17 protein-coding genes are annotated in these 19012 nt (G+C 39.8%); 12 read left to right on the forward strand and 5 right to left on the reverse strand.

Annotated features, from left to right (window positions below; translation table 11 throughout):
* Window positions 1-72 precede the first annotated feature (72 nt).
* The 5 genes from B4A24_RS13485 (at window position 73) to B4A24_RS13505 (ending at window position 7165) form a co-directional block, all read left to right on the forward strand.
* A complete protein-coding gene (locus B4A24_RS13485) occupies window positions 73-474 on the forward strand; it encodes a hypothetical protein (protein WP_293945610.1) in 402 nt (133 codons plus the stop codon).
* Window positions 475-650: 176 nt separating this feature from the next.
* Window positions 651-1733, forward strand: a complete 1083-nt coding sequence (locus B4A24_RS13490; RefSeq protein WP_293945611.1) for an efflux RND transporter periplasmic adaptor subunit — start codon at window positions 651-653, stop codon at window positions 1731-1733.
* 22 nt (window positions 1734-1755) lie between these two features.
* Window positions 1756-4920: an efflux RND transporter permease subunit gene (locus B4A24_RS13495; RefSeq protein ID WP_293945612.1), complete on the forward strand. Its 3165-nt coding sequence runs from the start codon at window positions 1756-1758 to the stop codon at window positions 4918-4920.
* The gene (locus tag B4A24_RS13500) at window positions 4913-6352 is read left to right on the forward strand and encodes a TolC family protein (protein WP_293945613.1); all 1440 of its coding nucleotides are present in this window, start codon (window positions 4913-4915) and stop codon (window positions 6350-6352) included. Before B4A24_RS13495 ends, B4A24_RS13500 begins: the two co-directional genes overlap by 8 nt.
* Window positions 6353-6478: 126 nt before the next feature.
* Window positions 6479-7165, forward strand: coding sequence for a Bax inhibitor-1/YccA family protein (locus B4A24_RS13505; protein ID WP_293945614.1), 687 nt, complete (start codon window positions 6479-6481; stop codon window positions 7163-7165).
* Between the two features lie 188 nt (window positions 7166-7353).
* Here B4A24_RS13505 and B4A24_RS13510 read toward each other — a convergent pair whose 3' ends face one another.
* The 4 genes from B4A24_RS13510 to B4A24_RS13525 form a co-directional block, all read right to left on the reverse strand.
* A complete protein-coding gene (locus B4A24_RS13510; RefSeq protein ID WP_293945615.1) occupies window positions 7354-7794 on the reverse strand; it encodes a carboxymuconolactone decarboxylase family protein in 441 nt (146 codons plus the stop codon).
* Between the two features lie 127 nt (window positions 7795-7921).
* On the reverse strand, window positions 7922-8287 hold the full coding sequence (locus B4A24_RS13515; RefSeq protein ID WP_293945616.1) for a VOC family protein: 366 nt from the start codon (window positions 8285-8287) through the stop codon (window positions 7922-7924).
* 119 nt (window positions 8288-8406) lie between these two features.
* Window positions 8407-9438, reverse strand: a complete 1032-nt coding sequence (glsA, locus tag B4A24_RS13520) for a glutaminase A (RefSeq protein WP_293945617.1) — start codon at window positions 9436-9438, stop codon at window positions 8407-8409.
* A gap of 47 nt (window positions 9439-9485) precedes the next feature.
* Window positions 9486-10874 (reverse strand): hypothetical protein, encoded by a 1389-nt coding sequence (locus B4A24_RS13525; protein WP_293945618.1) that lies wholly within the window; start codon window positions 10872-10874, stop codon window positions 9486-9488.
* A gap of 312 nt (window positions 10875-11186) precedes the next feature.
* On the opposite strand from B4A24_RS13525, the gene B4A24_RS13530 reads away from it, so the two are divergent.
* From B4A24_RS13530 to B4A24_RS13560, 7 genes are all read left to right on the forward strand, one after another.
* Entirely contained in the window at window positions 11187-11414 is a 228-nt protein-coding gene (locus tag B4A24_RS13530) for a hypothetical protein (protein WP_293945619.1), read from the forward strand.
* 18 nt (window positions 11415-11432) lie between these two features.
* Window positions 11433-12353, forward strand: a complete 921-nt coding sequence (locus tag B4A24_RS13535; protein ID WP_293945620.1) for a porin — start codon at window positions 11433-11435, stop codon at window positions 12351-12353.
* A 20-nt stretch (window positions 12354-12373) separates the two neighbouring features.
* Window positions 12374-13804 (forward strand): anion permease, encoded by a 1431-nt coding sequence (locus B4A24_RS13540; RefSeq protein ID WP_293945621.1) that lies wholly within the window; start codon window positions 12374-12376, stop codon window positions 13802-13804.
* A 12-nt stretch (window positions 13805-13816) separates the two neighbouring features.
* Window positions 13817-14473: a succinate dehydrogenase cytochrome b subunit gene (locus B4A24_RS13545; protein ID WP_293945622.1), complete on the forward strand. Its 657-nt coding sequence runs from the start codon at window positions 13817-13819 to the stop codon at window positions 14471-14473.
* Between the two features lie 10 nt (window positions 14474-14483).
* Complete coding sequence (locus tag B4A24_RS13550; RefSeq protein ID WP_293945623.1) at window positions 14484-16400, forward strand: fumarate reductase/succinate dehydrogenase flavoprotein subunit; 1917 nt, start codon at window positions 14484-14486, stop codon at window positions 16398-16400.
* An 11-nt stretch (window positions 16401-16411) separates the two neighbouring features.
* A complete protein-coding gene (locus B4A24_RS13555) occupies window positions 16412-17161 on the forward strand; it encodes a succinate dehydrogenase/fumarate reductase iron-sulfur subunit (protein ID WP_293945624.1) in 750 nt (249 codons plus the stop codon).
* Between the two features lie 193 nt (window positions 17162-17354).
* The gene (locus tag B4A24_RS13560; RefSeq protein ID WP_293945625.1) at window positions 17355-18302 is read left to right on the forward strand and encodes a polysaccharide deacetylase family protein; all 948 of its coding nucleotides are present in this window, start codon (window positions 17355-17357) and stop codon (window positions 18300-18302) included.
* Between the two features lie 45 nt (window positions 18303-18347).
* On the opposite strand, the gene B4A24_RS13565 is transcribed toward B4A24_RS13560, so the two are convergent.
* Window positions 18348-18887, reverse strand: a complete 540-nt coding sequence (locus B4A24_RS13565; RefSeq protein WP_293945626.1) for a GNAT family N-acetyltransferase — start codon at window positions 18885-18887, stop codon at window positions 18348-18350.
* Window positions 18888-19012: the final 125 nt, after the last annotated feature.

Consider the following 19012-nt stretch of genomic DNA (forward strand, 5'->3'; position numbering starts at 1 on the left):
GAATGTAATCATTTTGTTAAATTGTGTTAAAGCTTATTAAAATTATTTCTACGCCAGTATATTTGCCCACAAATGAAAGCGGTTATTACAATTCTATGTTTTATAGTCTTCCTATTAATTAGGAGCGGTAATAGCCATGCTGTGCTCAATGAATCAGATCGTCCTGTGGTCAGTTTCATGTACCAGCATAATGAAGCTAATCTAAAGGAAAAGATTGCTTCGCTCACCTCTCATATCGACCCCCTCATTGCGGGAAATGTTCACGATGAAAATCCCGTCTTTGAAGAATTTAACAGCGAGAATTTTCAATTAACCAAGGATCTACATGCAGCTGCAGATTTTGTAGCTTTATTGTTCTGTGCGGTCGTACTTTTCATTTTTGTATTCCGATTTGCAAAGAAGATTCCCTTTTGCAATTTTATCGCTTATTTACACCCACAAAGATATATTCTTCAACAAAACTGGAGAATTTAGTAGCCAATTCCCCAAAATAGCTTAGCCTTATTCTTTTTAATTTCTGTATCAACCGGGTTTTCATTTGTCTATCAATGATTTACCGTTTTTGTGTCCTGTAACAAGTTAAGGATTAAGTTATTTCAATTCGAATATCAAACAAACAATCAAACTTATTTTTAATTAGACGTTTACAAATGAAAAGAGTACTTATGCTCGTTAATTTGGCTATGGTATTATGCCAAATTGGGTGTACTTCCAAAAAGGAAGAGAAAGAAGAGAAAGAAAAATTCAATGTGACCTCTCCGGTACAAATGGATACAACCATCCATAAAGATTTTGTATCTCAGATTAAGTCATTCCGTAATATCGAATTACGTGCGCAGGAGAAAGGATATCTGGAGCAAATTTTTGTGGACGAAGGACAATTTGTACACAAAGGGCAATTGCTGTTTCGTATTATGCCCAAAATGTATGAAGCAGAATTTAGAAAGTCAATGGCCGAGGTTAATGTAGCTGAGATCGAAGTACAGAACACGAAGAGCTTAGCGGATAAAAATGTAGTGTCCCCGAATGAACTTGCCATGGCGAAAGCTAAATTGGAACAGGCCAAAGCAGCTTCCGCTATTGCGAAACTGCACCTTTCCTTTACAGAGATAAGAGCGCCATTTGATGGTACAATAGACCGAATTCCCCTAAAATTGGGAAGTCTGGTAGACGAAGGAGAATTATTAACGAGTCTTTCTGACAATAGCCAGATGCTCGTATATTTCAATGTTTCTGAGCCCGAGTATCTTAATTATCAAACTAATATCAATAAACGGGGAGATACCCATGTAGGATTATTGTTAGCCAATAATGAATTATTTCCAGAACATGGTGTGGTAGAGACCATAGAAAGTGAGTTTGACAGTGAAACAGGTAATATTGCGTTTAGAGCCAGGTTTCCAAATCCCAATCGATTGCTAAAGCATGGTGAGAGCGGTAAAGTTGTCATGAATTTTCCATTAAAGCAGGCATTGATTATTCCACAAAAAGCAACCTATGAATTGCAGGACCGTAAATATGTTTATGTGGTGGATAAAAATGGCAAATTAAAAGCCCGTTACATTACCATAGGTAATTCCCTTCCAGATCTTTATGTGGTTGCCAGTGGACTTCAAAAAGACGATAGATTCCTTTTGGATGGTATACAAAAAGTGAAAGAGGATGAAAAAATTAGCTATAGTTTTGTGCAGCCAAAAGAAGCCATTTCTAATTTGAAGTTAAAAACAGAATAAATCCCCATACTCTTAAATAATTATGTTTAGTCGTTTTATAAATAGACCTGTACTTTCGATTGTCATATCACTGATCATTGTGTTTCTTGGGGTTCTTTCCATGGTACAACTTCCAGTAACTCAGTTTCCATCCATATCACCACCTAAAGTAAATATTACAGCAGAATACCCAGGTGCAAATGGTGAATTGATGATAAAATCAGTGATTATTCCACTTGAACGCGCCATAAATGGTGTCCCCGGAATGAAATATATGGCTTCAGACGCCGGTAACGACGGGGAAGCTAGTATCCAGGTGGTGTTCAATCTGGGCACGGATCCAAACCAAGCTTCCTTGAATGTGCAGAACCGTGTGGCTTCGGTCGTCAACAAGCTTCCGCCTATTGTCGTACGGGAGGGAGTTAAGATTACAAGGGAAGAATCTAATATGTTGATGTATATCAACCTTTACAGTAAGGACAAAGACCTTGATGGAAATTTTATGTACAACTACGCGGATATGAACATCGTTTCGGAGCTGCGGCGTGTCGATGGCGTTGGTGTGGCAAATATTCTTGGAACACGGGAATTGGCCATGCGGATCTGGTTGAAACCAGATCGCATGACAGCGTATAAAATTTCAGCGGAGGAGGTAATGAAAGCCCTTTCAGAACAAAGTTTGGAGGCATCTCCGGGTAAGGCCGGAGAGTCATCCGGTATTACTTCACAGTCCTTTGAATATGTGCTGAAATATCCCGGACGTTTTACCACGACAGAGGGCTATGGCAATATCGTGCTGCGTACAAATGCCAACGGTGAAATGTTACGTCTGAGGGACGTTGCGGACATCAAATTCGGTTCGGCAATGTATGATATCTATTCGACCTTAAATGGGAAACCGTCTGCTGCAATCGTACTGAAACAATCCTATGGTAGTAATGCTTCTCAAGTTATCCAGGATGTTAAAGATAAAATGAAAGAACTGAAAAGCTCATTTCCCAAAGGACTGGATTATGAGATCAGTTATGACGTCTCTAAATTTTTGGACGCCTCCATGGAAAAGGTTATCCATACCTTAGTTGAAGCCTTTATTTTGGTAGCGATCGTTGTCTTCCTATTTTTGGGAGATTGGCGCTCGACATTGATTCCGACCATTGCGGTGCCGGTTTCCTTAGTAGGATCGTTTCTTTTTATGCAATTTTTTGGTATCACGATCAACCTGATTACCTTGTTTGCTCTTGTATTGGCTATTGGTGTTGTGGTTGATGATGCCATTGTTGTCATCGAGGCAGTGCACGCCAAGATGGAAGAGCTGCATATCTCTGCGTATAAGGCGACAAAGAAAGCGATGCATGAAATCAGCGGAGCCATCATCGCGATAACGTTTCTGATGGCAGCGGTATTTATACCTGTAGCCTTTATGTCCGGACCTGTCGGGATATTTTACCGCCAGTTTTCCATTACGATGGCGACGTCAATCATTTTATCGGGGCTGGTGGCATTGACATTGACACCTGCATTGTGTGCTATCATGCTAAAGAATAACCACGGAAAGCCGCGCAAAAAATCTATTGTAGACAAGTTTTTGGATGCCTTCAATCGCTTGTTTGACAAAATGTCAAACAAATATGTTTTCCTACTAAAAGGTATTGTTGACAAACGTCTCCTTACGTTTGTGGTGTTGATCGGATTCTGTATCGGCGCTTATTTTTTGAATAATTCTGTACCGGCAGGTTTTATTCCAAATGAAGATCAGGGGATGATTTACGCCATTATCCAAACACCGCCGGGATCAACTTTAGAGCGGACAAATTTGGCTGCTCAAACCCTGCAGAAGGAAGCGGAGGATATCGATGGTGTACAATCGGTCTCTTCGTTGGCGGGTTATGAAATATTGACTGAAGGAACAGGGGCCAATACAGGAACGTGTCTGATCAATTTAAAAAGTTGGGAGGAGCGTAAAGAATCGTCGCAGGAAATTATTGAACAGCTGGAAAACGCCGCGAAAAATATTCCCGGTGCTTCCATCGAATTTTTCCAGCCACCTGCGGTGCCAGGCTATGGTGCTGCTGGGGGATTTGAATTGCGACTTTTGGACAAAGCGGGCTCAGGTGACTACAAGAAAATGGAAACTGTGAGTAAGGATTTTGTTCGTGAATTGAATAAACGGTCTGAGCTATCCTCTGTTTTCACCTTTTATAGCGCGAGTTTCCCTCAGTATATGCTCCATATCGACAATGATATGGCCCAGTTAAAAGGTGTCACGATTGATAATGCCTTGAATACACTCTCTACATTGGTCGGGAGTAACTATGAGACCAATTTTATTAAGTATGACCGGCAATATAAGGTCATGGTACAAGCATTACCACAGTATAGAGCTCTTCCGGAGGATATCCTGAAGCTGTACGTGAAAAATGACAAGGATGAGATGGTACCTTTTTCAGCGTTTATGCATATGGAAAAGGTCTACGGACTATCAGAGATCACTCGGCATAATATGTACATGGCTTCTGAAATTTCCGGCTCCGCCGCCCCTGGGTATAGTAGTGGTGAGGCCATTCAGGTGATTAATGAAGTTGCGGCCAAAACCTTGCCGCATGGCTACGGTATAGATTGGGCGGGTATCTCCAAAGACCAAGTCGGGCGTGGTAATCAGGCCATCTATATATTTTTGATCTGTCTAGGCTTTGTCTATCTTATTTTATCGGCACAGTATGAGAGTTTTATCATGCCGTTTGCAGTGTTACTTTCTTTGCCAATCGGTATTTTTGGTGCATTTTTCTTGTTGAAAGTCCTTGAGTTGGAAAATAATATTTACGCTCAGGTAGCTTTGGTGATGCTAATTGGATTACTGGGTAAGAATGCGGTTTTAATCGTTGAGTTTGCCACACAACGACATGCACAAGGGTTAAGTATTATCGAAGCGGCACTGGAAGGTGCTAAAGTACGGTTTAGGCCCATCTTAATGACATCTTTTGCATTTATTGCAGGTTTGATTCCATTAGTAATGGCCTCCGGACCGGGAGCGATCGGCAACCGGACTATTGGTACAGCAGCAGCAGGAGGTATGTTATTTGGAACTGTATTTGGTATCCTTGTCATACCGGGGCTGTACTTTATTTTTGGAACAATTGCTTCCAAACGCAAGCTCATCAAACACGAAGATGAGAATCCATTAACTGAAGAAATCGATAACAATGGCTAGTCAAATAAATAAACACTGGATAATAGGACTTCTGTTGTCAACGGCAGTGACCGGCTGCAAAGTTCCTAAAGCAACGCAGATTCAAGAAAATAAGCAGGTGCCACAGCAATTTGCCGAAGCTGTAACACAAGATACAACGAGTTCGGCGAGCGTGAAGTGGCGTGATTTTTTTAGTGATCCCAATTTAGTTGCGTTAATAGACACCGCATTAAAAAATAACCAGGAGTTAAATGTGACCTTGCAGGAATTGGCAATCGCCAAAAACGATATCTTATTGCGAAAAGGCGCGTTGAAACCAAGTGTAAGTTTACGCGCCGGTGGTGGTGTGGAAAAAGTCGGCCGTTATACCAGCCAAGGAGCAGGTGACGCCAGCACAGAGATTGCGCCAGGTAAGGAGATGCCTGATCCACTAGGTGATTTAACGATAGGGGCTTATGCAAGCTGGGAAATTGACGTCTGGAAAAAACTTAAAGATTCCGAACAGGCGGCATTAAACCGTTATCTCGCTACAGTCGAAGGCAAAAACTTTGTCCTGAGCAGTCTTATTGCAGAGGTTGCCCGCTCTTATTATGAACTATTAGCATTAGATAACCAATTGACGATCATTAAACAAAGTATCGAGTTGCAGGACAATGCGCTAGAAGTAATCAAACTACAGAAGCAAGCGGCACGTGTGACGGAACTTGCTGTTCAGAAATTTCAGGCGGAGGTATTGAAAACGAAGGGCATGGAATTCGAAACGCGACAACAGATTAAAGAAACGGAAAACCGTATCAATTTTCTTTTAGGACGTTTCCCACAGGAGATAAAACGCGATAAAAGCATTTTTGTGGATATGATACCTTCGAAAGTACAAACAGGTATCCCTAGTCAACTATTGAGTAATAGGCCTGATATTCGTGAGGCGGAATATGAACTGGCAGCCGCCAAATTGGATGTACAGATTGCAAGAAAAGAGTTTTACCCGTCTTTAGAGATATCTGCTGCTCTTGGTTTGCAAGCTTTTAAGCCGTCTTATCTATTTAAAATGCCAGAATCTATGCTGTATAATATAATAGGTGAGCTGGCAGCGCCTCTGTTGAACAAAAATGGACTAAAAGCAGAGTTCAGTACGGCAAACTCCAAACAAATACAGGCCGTCTATAATTACGAGAAGACGATCCTAAATGCCTATCTCGAAGTATCCACACAGCTCTCTAATATCGAAAATCTTGGAAAGAGCTATGATTTTAAAACCAAAGAAGTTGAGGTGCTTAATAATTCAGTGGTCGTATCAGGTGATTTATTCAAGTCGGCACGTGCCGATTATATGGAAGTGTTAATGACACAACGCGATGTATTGGATTCAAAACTTGAATTAATAGAAACTAAGAAGCAACAGCTGAATGCTGTTGTCAATATCTACAAAGATTTGGGAGGAGGCTGGAAATAAGTTGTTTGTTTGAATGGACCCCGCTAGGCGGGGTTCTTTTTTGCCCTCACCACTGAAATTATTTCTTGCTAAAATAGAATTAATGCTTATTTTTAATTTATATTAATATATCTTATTATCTGTTTTATGGAATCACAAGAATATTTACTTATTAATGATGAGGCTGAAAGGGGAGTTTTCTATAAGAAAACATATCTTCATGTTGCCCTTTCGATTTTGGCATTTATTGTTTTAGAAAGCCTGTTGATAAAATTAGTGCCTTATGATTTTATCGTCTGGATGGTCAGTGGAAAATTTATCTGGTTATTTCTTCTTGGTTGCTTCTGGTTAGGAGCGTCACTTTCTTCGAGATGGACCTTAGCCCAAAGCCGACAGACGCAGTATATGGGACTGGCATTCTACATCGTGTTGGAGGCAATTATTTTCTTACCAATGATTTACATCGCTGCGGCGATGACAGATGGGGCAAGTATGCTATATCAGGCAAGCATCATGACTGTTGCCCTGTTTACAGCACTGACAGCCGTTGCCTTTATGTCAAATAAGGATTTTTCTTTTCTGAAAAATATCCTGGTTATTGGCGGTTTCTTAGCATTGGGCGCAATTGTCGCTGGAGCAATATTTGGATTTCAATTGGGACTTTGGTTTTCGGTAATCATGGTTTTGATCGCTTCGGGTAGCATTTTGTACCAAACGCAGAAGCTAAAATATGAATACGGCAATGAGCAGTATGTAGGAGCGGCTTTACAGCTATTTTCTTCTATTATGCTATTGTTTTGGTATATTTTACGTATCCTAATGAGCCGTCGTTAATTCGGTTTGTTTTCAAGAAAAATAAAAAGTATTTAGAGCAGATTCAACTGTGCTTTAAATACTTTTTTTTGTATCAAGATTTTCTTAAGCTATTTTAGATATCTTTCAAGTTTTTTAGTCCTCGATCAAAATCTTTGTTCATATTCATAAATAGGTTCATTCAATTCCAGGATAGGGCGTCTTGTTCGCTATTTCAATAATTCTAAATGTGTGCTTATTCCGATTCTGTTCCAAGCATTGATCGTAATAATAGCGATGATGATCTGTGCAATTTGTTTTTCATCAAAGAGATTCTTTGCTTTCTGATAGGTTTGCTCCGTTAAGCCCTGTTGGTGAATTAATGTAATTTCCTCTGTCATCTCCAATAAGACCTGTTCTTCGACATTAAACAATTCGGTTTCGCGCCAAGCGTTCAGTAAAAATATCCTTTGTGGAGTTTCACCATACTTTAACGCGTCCTTTGTATGCATATCCAGGCAAAAAGCACATCCATTAATTTGGGATGCCCTTATCTTAATGAGCTCTTTTTGGATAGGAGTTAAAAAAGTCTCAGCAAGATAGGTTTCTAAACCCATCATTGCTTTGTACGCTGTTGCGTCTACTTTTGCAATATTTAATCGTGCTGTCATTGTGTTATATTTTTATACTACAAAGTTGGAGGAAAGATTGAATAATAAACTTAAACTGGTTTAAGAAAACTAATCAAAGCAACATTTAGTACCCTGGTCCATGGGAATTATTCACGGACGAATCCTCTTATTCAGATATCATCAGGTAATAGTTGTCCGGATCCCGAAGAATAAACTGATTTTTTAGGGAGTTTTCATTGTAATGAATTTCCTTTTCGAAAGTAGCATCGAGTTTTGTGGCATTTTCAAATACCTCCTGGAGATTGCCTACCCGAAAGAATAAGATGAGACCATTTCCGGCATTTTTGGGTTGGAGTAGTGTAGGGTGCGCGTGTTCACCCCATTTGTGAAGGCATAAAATCACATGATTATCGACTGTTAGTATCTCAAAAGTCTCGCCACCATGCGCGCTGTTGCAGCCCAGTAGTTTCTGATAAAATGATGAACTTGCTGGAACGCTTTCTACAGCGATTATTGTTTCTGTTCTGACCATTGGTTTAATTTTTGGTATTTAATAATTCCTTAGCCTTCATATAGCTATGTCGGCCAAGGAATAAACAAGTGAAATAGGAATTCGGTTTTATAAAGGGTTAATTAACAGGAGTTAATCTGTTAATTAAAAATACTGAGTTGTCTGGCTTTTACCAGATCAAGGATCATGCGGTAACCCACAAGCGAATTGCCATGCTGGTCTAAAGCGGGACTAAAGGCACCTATCCCCATTTTACCGGGGACACTGACCGTGATTCCGCCACCGACACCGGATTTACTGGGCAAACCAACCGTACGTGCATATTCACCACTGAATTCGTACATACCGGCGATTAACATCTGTGACTGAATCAGCTGCGATAGATTGCGGTCCTGATATTGTTTGTTCCCATCATAACGGACGCAATGGTGGGCAAAAAAATAACCTATTTTGGCTAGATCTTCGACCGTGATTTCGATCGAACATTGTTTAAAATAGTTATTGAGTTTTTCTTCTCCTTCGCCATCAATTAAGCCATTGTTTCGCATGATATAGAACATGCCTCGATTGCGATGCCCTGTTTCCCTTTCTGAGTTGTACACTGCACGGCTATAATCAATATGTTCATTGTTTGTGATGAAACGGATCATCTTAAGGATTTTAACAAATGGTTCTTCACCTTTTCCTTTAATAAGTGCTGTGGTCAGTATGGCACCCGCATTCATCATTGGATTAAGCGGTTTTCCCATCGTCTCCAGATTGCCAAAATGATTGAAAGGCTTATCTGTGCCAAAATACCCCATTTTCTCAAAAATAGTTGCTTCTCCATTTTCCTGGACCGCAATCATCAGTGCAATGATCTTCGATATACTCTGGATGGTGAATTTCTGCTGGATATCCCCGGCGCTGACGACAGTACCATTGCTATTGACAACAGAAAGTGCAATGGATTGCGCATTTGCTTTGCCCAGTTCGGGTATGTAATCTGCTACTTTTCCTTGTTTATAACATTGACGGCTCTTTTCGAGAATGGTATTTAAAGTTGCTTGATCTAAGGCTGTCGTATCCCGTACTGTTGATTCAGTCGCCGTCCGTTGCGCAAGGCACGGGCCTGCCGCACCTGTATAGCTCAGGATAAACAGCGCTGTTATCAAGCCAAAAGTTTTATTCATGTGTTCAATTTTTTATAAAATACCAAAGATAGCAAAGTATATCTATTCTAGCTATTTGCAGGTGCAGGATCAACATTCCAGCCTGAAAGAATGTCGCCATAGAAGAAGAAAGTAACATAGAAATTCTTTTGGCTGACTGTATCCTTTACGAGATATTTTTTGGTCACATCATAACTGTCAATTTGCTTATATTTTGACAATGCTACAGGGCTTGCTGCCGGATTTTCAGCCTTTACCATGTCCTGAATTTTTTGTGCGATTAATTTCATAATTCCAGCCTTTTTAAAAGGATCATTTTCTACCTTATTGCCTGAGATTTGAGGTAAAGTTCCATTGTTTTTTTCTTTTTTTGATTTTGCAGCTGCTGTATAAGCTCTGAAGCGCTCTTTGAATTTTGGATCCCGGAGGGTATGTATAGTGAAAATTGAAATACCCTGAGCACCATTGTTCAATGCTTCATCCATATCAACAAACATTTCATCATTGTTTTTAGCCATTAAACCACAATAAAGGGTGGTATGGCTTGCTTTATCTCTAACATTTTCCAAGGTACAGTCTTTTATAAAGCTCGGGTCTTCTGTGTAAAAGCTGCTATAGACCATTGGAAATACAAGATCTAAGTTCCATTTACCCCAGTCTTGACGAACCATTCTCGAAGCCATTTTAGGCGTGGGAAAAGGAGACGCAGCCATTGTCTTTCCATGAGCGTGTACAACATCTGCAATCATATTAGCTATTTCAGTGATCTGGTCACAACGAAACTGTCTCCATTTTAAATCTTTTGAAGGATCTTTTTGTGCTCTAGGGTCATAACCGTATTGTTTTTTGAATTTTGCTATTGCAATTGGATGGTATCCATAATCCCATGCAGGGTATTCACGGTCTTGGACGATATTATACTTTGGCCACAATGTAGTCGGTAATACAACATCAACATAACGATTATAGTCTATCGAGATTCCGGCGAGCCCATCAACTTCGCAATAGGATTGGATCTTTTGTTTAAGGTAATCTTTCACTTCTGGCACGACAGGTGATAGGAATTTGTAATACCCAACATATGCTGTGGTATCAGCCAAACTTTTTCCATTTCTATTGACACTAAACCAGTCTGGGTGTTCCCTGAGAACTTTATCCCGATCATGTTCCAGGTTCATGGTCCACAACCAAGCAATTACCTGTATGCCATATTTTTTTGCTATAGGAATCGCAACACGATATTCATCAGGACTTGCCGCATTTAACATAACCCCATCTATACCCAAATAATTCATCTCACGGCAGATGGAGTCAAAATTTGTAGCCGGATTATAGTCAAGCCATGTCCAGAACATGGCCGGTTTCTCTCGTTTCGCAGCTTTGGAAACGGGGATGTAAAATCCATAGATAATTAGTACTAGGCAGAGACAGCATTTTCTGATTAATTGTTCTTTCATACGATTGATTGGTTCTAAAATTTATCTATAATGTATCCTACAGGATGTAACAGTTTATGAAGATCTTAAAGGTTATAATAACTGCAGTTTAGCGTTAGCGTTCATTTTACATCCAGCCGTGAAAATACATAAAAACAAGGAATTTACTCAACTTCATGTGTATTTGGTTAATATTTTCCTTGAGTTATAAATTTTATAAAAAAAATTAAAACCATTCATCTGTCTATATGTTAGTAGGGAAAGAATAAATGATAACATTATTGACATTGAAAAGCGCGCTAGGCTACTAGCGGATAGATAATAATTTTAGATATGAGGAAACTTTACGTTCTAATTTCTGTTTTATACATATTGCTATGCCCAACTGTCAAGGGGCAGGAGCCTGGTCCAGTTGAGTCAGTTAAAAGAGATTCGGTACAGCAGACCAAAGGAGATGTAACCTACCCTAAATTACAGATAAAAGGACTTTTTCAAGCAAGGTACCTCATCAGTACAACGAAAGACGTGGATGTCAACGGGCTCCATCACAGTGATGGCTAAGGAACAGACAATAACTTTATGGTGAAGTATATGCGGGTGCAGATGCGTGCGCAGATCAGCAAACGGACCGAAGTGGCTGTGCTTGCCAACCTGGCTGATTTTAAAAGTGACCCAAAAACAAAGGTGCTTGAGAATGCTTATTTAAAATATACTTTTAGCCCTAAATTAGCCATTACAGTTGGTCAGTTCCGACCTTGGTTTGGCATTGAGGAAACCTACCCAATAGATATTATTAAATCGTTGGACTGGTCAAATCAATACCTTGAATTTGGTAAGTTGGGCTGGGCGAGTTTCCAGATAGGAATGGCTGCAACGGGGGAAGTTAATTTAGGAGATATGCCATTCAGTTATTCCTTTTCGGTGGTTAATGGAAATGGTAAAAACCAAGTCGTGGATAATGACAACGGAAAACAATATTCAACGCGCTTAGTATTTGGGCTTTCAAAGAAATATGGAGTCAATCTAGGATTAAATGGTGGGATAGGTGAGGTCGTGAAAAAGCAAGTACATGCACTGGGCGTAGACTTAAGTGGAAACATAGACTTTGGAAAACGTTGGAACCTGGATATGCAGCTGGAAGCAAAACAGGCCATAAATCATAACTTGTACTATGCATTGGATGAGAGTGCGCGGACATCAAAACTAAGTGATTACCTCATTCGGGGCATCTATTTCCTTCCAAATTTGAGGTATGAAGTTAATTATTACAACCTCAGTGCATTTGAGCTTTCTTGTCGTTACGAGTATATCGATCCAAATTATAAGTTAAATGCAAATGCAAGGCAAACTTTTACGCCTATGTTTGGTCTGGAGTTTTTAAAGAATTATGGTGCCCGTATACAGCTCGGTCTTCAGCTCGACCGTTATAAGAAACAAACTCAGAATACCAATGAATACAATAAAAATTTATTTATCGTTCAAGTACAAAGTAGATTTTAATCTTTTAAACGCCATTTATTATGAAAGAAATTAGCATCAAAAATGTTGCCATCACCTTTATTATTGCGCTCATTTTGTGGTTTATTCCTGTACCTCAGGGTGTCAGTCCCGAAGCGTGGCATTTGTTTGCCATATTTGCCGCTACCATTCTCGGTATCATTCTTAAGGCTGCACCAATGGGAACCATGTGTATGATGGCGATCGCGTTCACCGCACTGACACAGGTTCTCGCTCCGGGAGATGCCGGTAAATCGATTACCAAAGCACTAACTGGTTTTGGAGACAAAGTTATCTGGCTGATTGGAATCTCCTTTTTCATTGCAAGAGGTTTTATCAAAACAGGCTTAGGTAATCGCATCGCATTTCTTTTTATACGTGTATTTGGAAAAAGTTCATTAGGGCTAGCGTATGGCTTAGGCTTAGCGGATGTATGTTTAGCACCTGCAATTCCCAGTAATACCGCCAGAGGCGGTGGTATTATTTATCCGATTATGAAGTCAATGGCCATCAGTTTTGATTCTGTTCCCGACAGGCCTGAGACACATCGAAAATTGGGTTCCTATCTGACATTGAATAGCTACTACATGAATTTGATTGCATCCTCCATGTTTTTAACTGGAACAGCGAGTAACCCAATGTGTCAAAAGTTTGCCGCCAATCTTGGAATTGATATTACTTGGATGTCTTGGGCAGTGGCTGGTTTTATTCCGGGGATTGTTGCGTTTTTTGTTGTTCCACTGGTATTATACAAACTTTATCCACCTGAGCTAAAGAAGACAGGGGATGCACCGAAAATGGCCGCAGAAAAATTAAAGGAGATGGGACCAATATCCAGAAATGAATGGTTGATGTTATTGGCCTTTTTTATTCTTTTGGCACTTTGGATTTTTGGGGGTACATTGTCTATTGATGCGACTACGACTGCATTTATTGGGCTTACCTTGCTCTTGCTCACTTCGGTGTTGACATGGGAAGATGTAAAAGCTGAGAAGGGCGCCTGGGATACAATTGTTTGGTTTGCCGTTTTGGTGATGATGGCCAGTTCACTGAATGAACTCGGATTTATAGGCTGGTTCAGTGATTTGATCAAGGTACAGATTGGAGGGCTGAGCTGGCAAATTGCTTTCCCGGTAATTATTTTGGTGTACTTCTTTAGCCATTACATCTTTGCGAGTGCTACAGCCCACGTTGCTGCAATGTATGCAGCATTATTGGGCGTTGGGGTATCATTAGGTATTCCGCCCATGTTATTGGCCATGATGCTTGGGTTCCTCGGGTCCATATACGGCGTATTAACACATTACGGTCATGGGCCGGCACCGGTATTTTTTGGTAGCGGTTATGTTGATCTCAAGTCCTGGTGGTTGCGTGGTTTAGAAATCGGGATCGTCCTACTTATTATCTATATGGGTGTAGGCGGATTATGGATGAAAGTCATTGGTTATTATTAAAGAAAAAAGCTTATGCTATCGACCTTATCAAAGAAGATGCTCATGTGTTTAACAGGGTTATTTCTCGCTTTCTTTTTGCTTATCCATTTTCTGGGAAACTTACAGTTATTTTTACCTGAGGAGCAGGCACATTCGCAATTTAATGCTTATTCCCATTTCTTATCAGGAAATATCCTGATTAAAATAGTCTCTTATGTACTTTATCTGAGCATTATACTGCACGCCATAGATGGCTTAGTTATCACGATAAAGAATAAGAAAGCAGGCGGGGACTATCAATCGGATCATCGTGGACGCGCAAGTAAGTGGTATTCGCGAAATATGGGAATTTTGGGTACGCTTATCCTGATTTTTTTAGTGATCCATTTACAGAACTTCTGGTATGTCTATAAGTTTGGCGCACCGCCGCTAGATGTCAAAGGAAACAAGGACCTCTATGTATTGGTTATTGCCGTATTCCGACAGTGGTGGTATGTGTTAATCTATGTTTTGTCAATGCTGGCTTTATGTTATCATCTTATCCACGGCATTCATAGTGCAGTACGGACACTTGGACTGTACCATCCAAAATTTGTACGTTGGTTTAAGGTAATTGGTATTACTTATTCGGTTATTATCAGCATTGGTTTTGCATTGATGCCAATTTATATATTTTTTACTGTTAACTAAAGGCGAAGACATGATTTTAAACGCAAAAATACCAGCAGGACCTTTGGAGCAAAAATGGGAACGTTATAAAAAAACGGCCAAGCTTGTGAACCCAGCCAATCGGAAAAAATTGGATATCATTGTTGTCGGAACGGGGCTAGCGGGAAGTTCAATCGCGGCATCGCTTGGCGAAATGGGTTATCAGGTAAAATCGTTCTGCTTTCAGGACAGTCCCCGAAGAGCCCATTCTGTGGCAGCCCAAGGAGGAGTCAATGCAGCAAAAAATTACAAGAATGATGGTGATAGTGTATATCGCATGTTTGTGGATACCTTAAAGGGTGGGGATTTTCGTGCTCGCGAAGCTAATGTTTATCGGATGGCTGAATGCTCCTTGAATCTCATAGATCAAGCAGTCGCGCAGGGTGTTCCTTTTGGACGTGAATATGGAGGATATCTAAACAACCGCTCATTTGGAGGGGTTCAAGTGAGTCGGACATTCTACGCTAGGGGCCAGACAGGACAGCAACTGCTATTGGGAGCCTATCAAGCATTAATGCGTCAGGTTGGCAAAAAGACTGTTCAGTTGTTTTCCCGTCATGAAATGCTGGATGTTGTTGTCATTGATGGAAAAGCGCGCGGTATTATTGTTCGGAATTTAGACACCGGAGTAATCGAACGACATGCTGCCCATGCGGTTATACTCGCTACAGGTGGATATGGTAAAATCTATTATTTATCTACACTGGCGATGGGCTGTAATGGATCTGCGATTTGGAGAGCACATAAAAAAGGAGCATTGATGGCATCTCCGAGCTGGATCCAGGTTCACCCAACATCACTGCCGCAATCGGGCGATTATCAATCCAAGCTGACTTTGATGTCAGAATCTTTGCGTAACGATGGACGCATTTGGGTTCCGTTAAAACAAGAGGAACAAAGAGCGCCCAATGATATTCCTGAAGAAGATCGGGATTACTATTTGGAACGGCGATATCCAGCATTTGGCAATCTTGCTCCGCGAGATATATCATCAAGGGCGGCCAAGGAACGGATTGATGCCGGGTTTGGTATAGGCCCCTTAAAAAATGCGGTTTACCTTGACTTTGCTAAAGCAATCAAGGAGCAAGGAAAGCAAAAGATTGAGGAGAAATACGGTAATCTCTTCGATATGTATCATAAGATTACGGGCTATGATGCATATTCCGAACCGATGATGATTTCGCCTTCGGCCCATTTTTCAATGGGAGGGCTTTGGGTAGATTATGAACTAATGACAACTTTGCCGGGTCTCTTTGCGCTTGGTGAAGCTAATTTTGCCGACCATGGTGCGAATCGCTTAGGGGCAAATTCGCTACTTCAGGCTTCGGTGGATGGCTATTTTATAGCGCCTTATACCATTGCCAATTATTTATCGAATGAAATTCACACTGGAAAAATTTCTACGGATCACCCAGAATTTGAAAAGGCAGAATCAGCAGTTAGAAAACAGATTGACGAATTATTGCAAATCAAGGGCAAAAAGACCGTTGATCATTTTCACAAAACATTAGGCAAGTTGCTTTATGATTATTGCGGTCTAGCAAGGAATGAACAAGGGCTTAACTATGCCATAAGCGAAATCAGAAAACTTAAACAGGAATTTTATAATAATGTGATGGTTAGCGGGCAACCAAATTCATTAAATACGGAATTGGAGAAAGCTGGACGTGTTGCAGATTATTTTGAAATAGGTGAATTGATGTGCTATGACGCATTGACGCGTAAAGAATCCTGTGGCGCCCATTTTAGAGAGGAATACCAAACAGCAGACGGAGAAGCCTTGAGAAATGATGCTGAATTTCAATTTATTTCTGCCTGGGCATGGAAAGAAAATGGGGAGCAACCAGAATTAATCAAAGAACAATTGACTTTTGAAGAAATACAACCTACAGTAAGAAGCTACAAATAAAATGAATAATTATGGATCTACATCTTAAAATTTGGAGACAAAAAGATAATCAATCAACAGGAAAACTAGTCGCCTATGATCTGCAAGGGCTTAACCCGCACATGTCTTTTCTTGAAATGTTAGATACCTTGAATGAAAAGCTTATTGTCAATGGGGAAGAACCTGTCGAGTTTGATCATGATTGTAGGGAAGGGATTTGCGGCCAATGTGGTGTAATGATTAATGGTATAGCACATGGCCCGCTGAAACATACGACAACCTGTCAATTGCACCTGCGTTCCTTCAGCGATAATGATACTATAGTGATTGAACCCTTTCGTTCATCCGCATTTCCAGTGAAAAAAGATCTTAAAGTAGATCGGGCTGCTTTTGACCGAATCATCTCTTTGGGAGGTTTCGTATCTATCAATACTGGTCAGGCGCCCGACGCGTCTGCTATTCCTATTTCGCATGAGCTAGCTGAGGAAGCCTTTGATTCTGCTGCATGTATTGGTTGTGGTGCGTGTGTTGCAACGTGCAAAAATGGGAGCGCAGCGTTATTTACTTCGGCCAAAATTACGCATATGGCTCTGTTACCACAGGGAAAGGAAGAAAGAAACCAACGTGTACTCAACATGGTCAAGCAAATGGATATCGAATCTTTTGGGCATTGTTCCAATACAGAAGCCTGCGAGGTTGAATGTCCACAAGGAATATCTGTGCTTAACATTGCTCGGATGAATTTTGAATATAATCGTGCTTTGATCTTTAAAAAGAAATAAGGTATTACTTTTTTTAAATTTTCGAATCATTATCTATGTGATGGTAGCGTTATTAACTCCGCTTGACATCTAACTCGTCATATATGTAGCTGATTATCCCGGAAAATAGGGATTTATGAAAAATTATACTTTTAGCGTTGGTTTTTATAGTATTTTTGAATGTTAAAAAATCGCTTAAGTTATTAGGATAGATATGAAGTGTAGAAGGTTGTTGATTGCATTGTTCACGGGTTGTGTGATCTTAAGTTGCATGTCATGTAAAGATTTCTCAAATAAGGTATTGGGTAGTGATAAAGAAGGCATCAGGGATACATTAAATGAAAAGTTGATTCAAAAGCAAAATGTCCCTGTTCTTTTAAATAAATGGGATTCTCTTCAAAGAAATCAAATTCATTTTACAATTGATAGCTTACACCCTATCCCTGTCAAGCAACAAAAACGTAACCTAAAGGATTCTTTGCGAAGAGCTTTTGATACACATCCCAAGCATATCTATCTGACATTTGATGATGGGCCTTTGATTGGAAGTGCCGCAATTGATTCCTTGGCAAGAGAGAAAAATATAAAAGTTAGTGTGTTTTTAATTGGTAAACATGCCAATATGAGTAAAGGTAGAAAGCGGGATCTTCAAAAATATGAAAATAATCCCTTGATTGCCTGTTATAACCACAGCTATACCCATGCCAATAATCAGTATTCGCGATTCTATAATAATGCCGAAAAGGCTTTTGCTGATTTTGAGAAAAATGAAAAGGATCTTAATCTTAAGCATAAAATAGTTAGGCTTCCGGGAAGAAATATCTGGATGTATGATGATATTCGGAAAATAGATTTGAAAAATGGTTCTACTACAGCTGATATGCTTCATAAAAATGGTTACCGTATTTATGGTTGGGATGTAGAATGGCGTTTGAACAGTGTTACGGGCAATCCTATGCAAAGTCAGGCTGCGACATTATCCCATATTCATAACTTTATGAACAACAAAAGTTCGATGGTGCCCAATAATGTGGTATTTTTAATGCATGATGATATGTTCCAGACAAAAAAGGGACAACAAGAGTTATCTACATTGATAGATGCACTAAAAAGAGATGGGTATCAATTTGAATTTATGCAAGATTATCCCATTAAATATTAATAAAAAATGGGGGCTGTACCCAAATAGCAGCAGTCTACCATTTTTTTAAAATATTCCGAATTCTTCCGGATAGACTACTGTTCCTTGCAGACCAGCTAATGCTTTTTCGCGGAGTTCAATCAACATACAGTTTTCATCTGGGACGTCAAATGGCATGCTAATACCATATTCAGCCATTGTAACATAGCCAAACCTTGGATAGTAACTGGCATGGCCCAATAAAATTATTGATCCAAAGTCAAGTTGCGCAGCAATTTTATGCGCTTCCTCAATTAATCTACCTCCAACTCCCTTTCCTTGAAACTCAGGTAATACAGCTATTGGTGCCAAAGCAAGTGAAGGATAGTCCTCTTTTTTTTCTTCATTGTGAATTTTGATTTTTGTAAGTAAAATGTAGCCAATTGGCTTATTGTTAACTTCTGCTATTAAGGAAAGCTCAGGAATAAATTCGGGTGACTGACGTAATTTTTCAACAAGAAATTGTTCTTGATGATTACTGTGTTCCTCATATTTAAATGCTTGCTCAATCAGGTCAAAAACTGCCTGATAATCATCTACGCTTTCCTGTCTGATGTAAATATTCATTATATGTTTTTTTTTGACACTATATTTTATATTNNTCGCTATTAAAATTAAGAAATAAAGCTGTTTGTTACAAAAGTGCATGTACCCATATAATTATATACCATTGGAATTAATATGTACGATCT

Origin of the sequence: Sphingobacterium sp. UBA7249, from assembly GCF_002472835.1 — a bacterium.
GTDB lineage: Bacteria > Bacteroidota > Bacteroidia > Sphingobacteriales > Sphingobacteriaceae > Sphingobacterium > Sphingobacterium prati.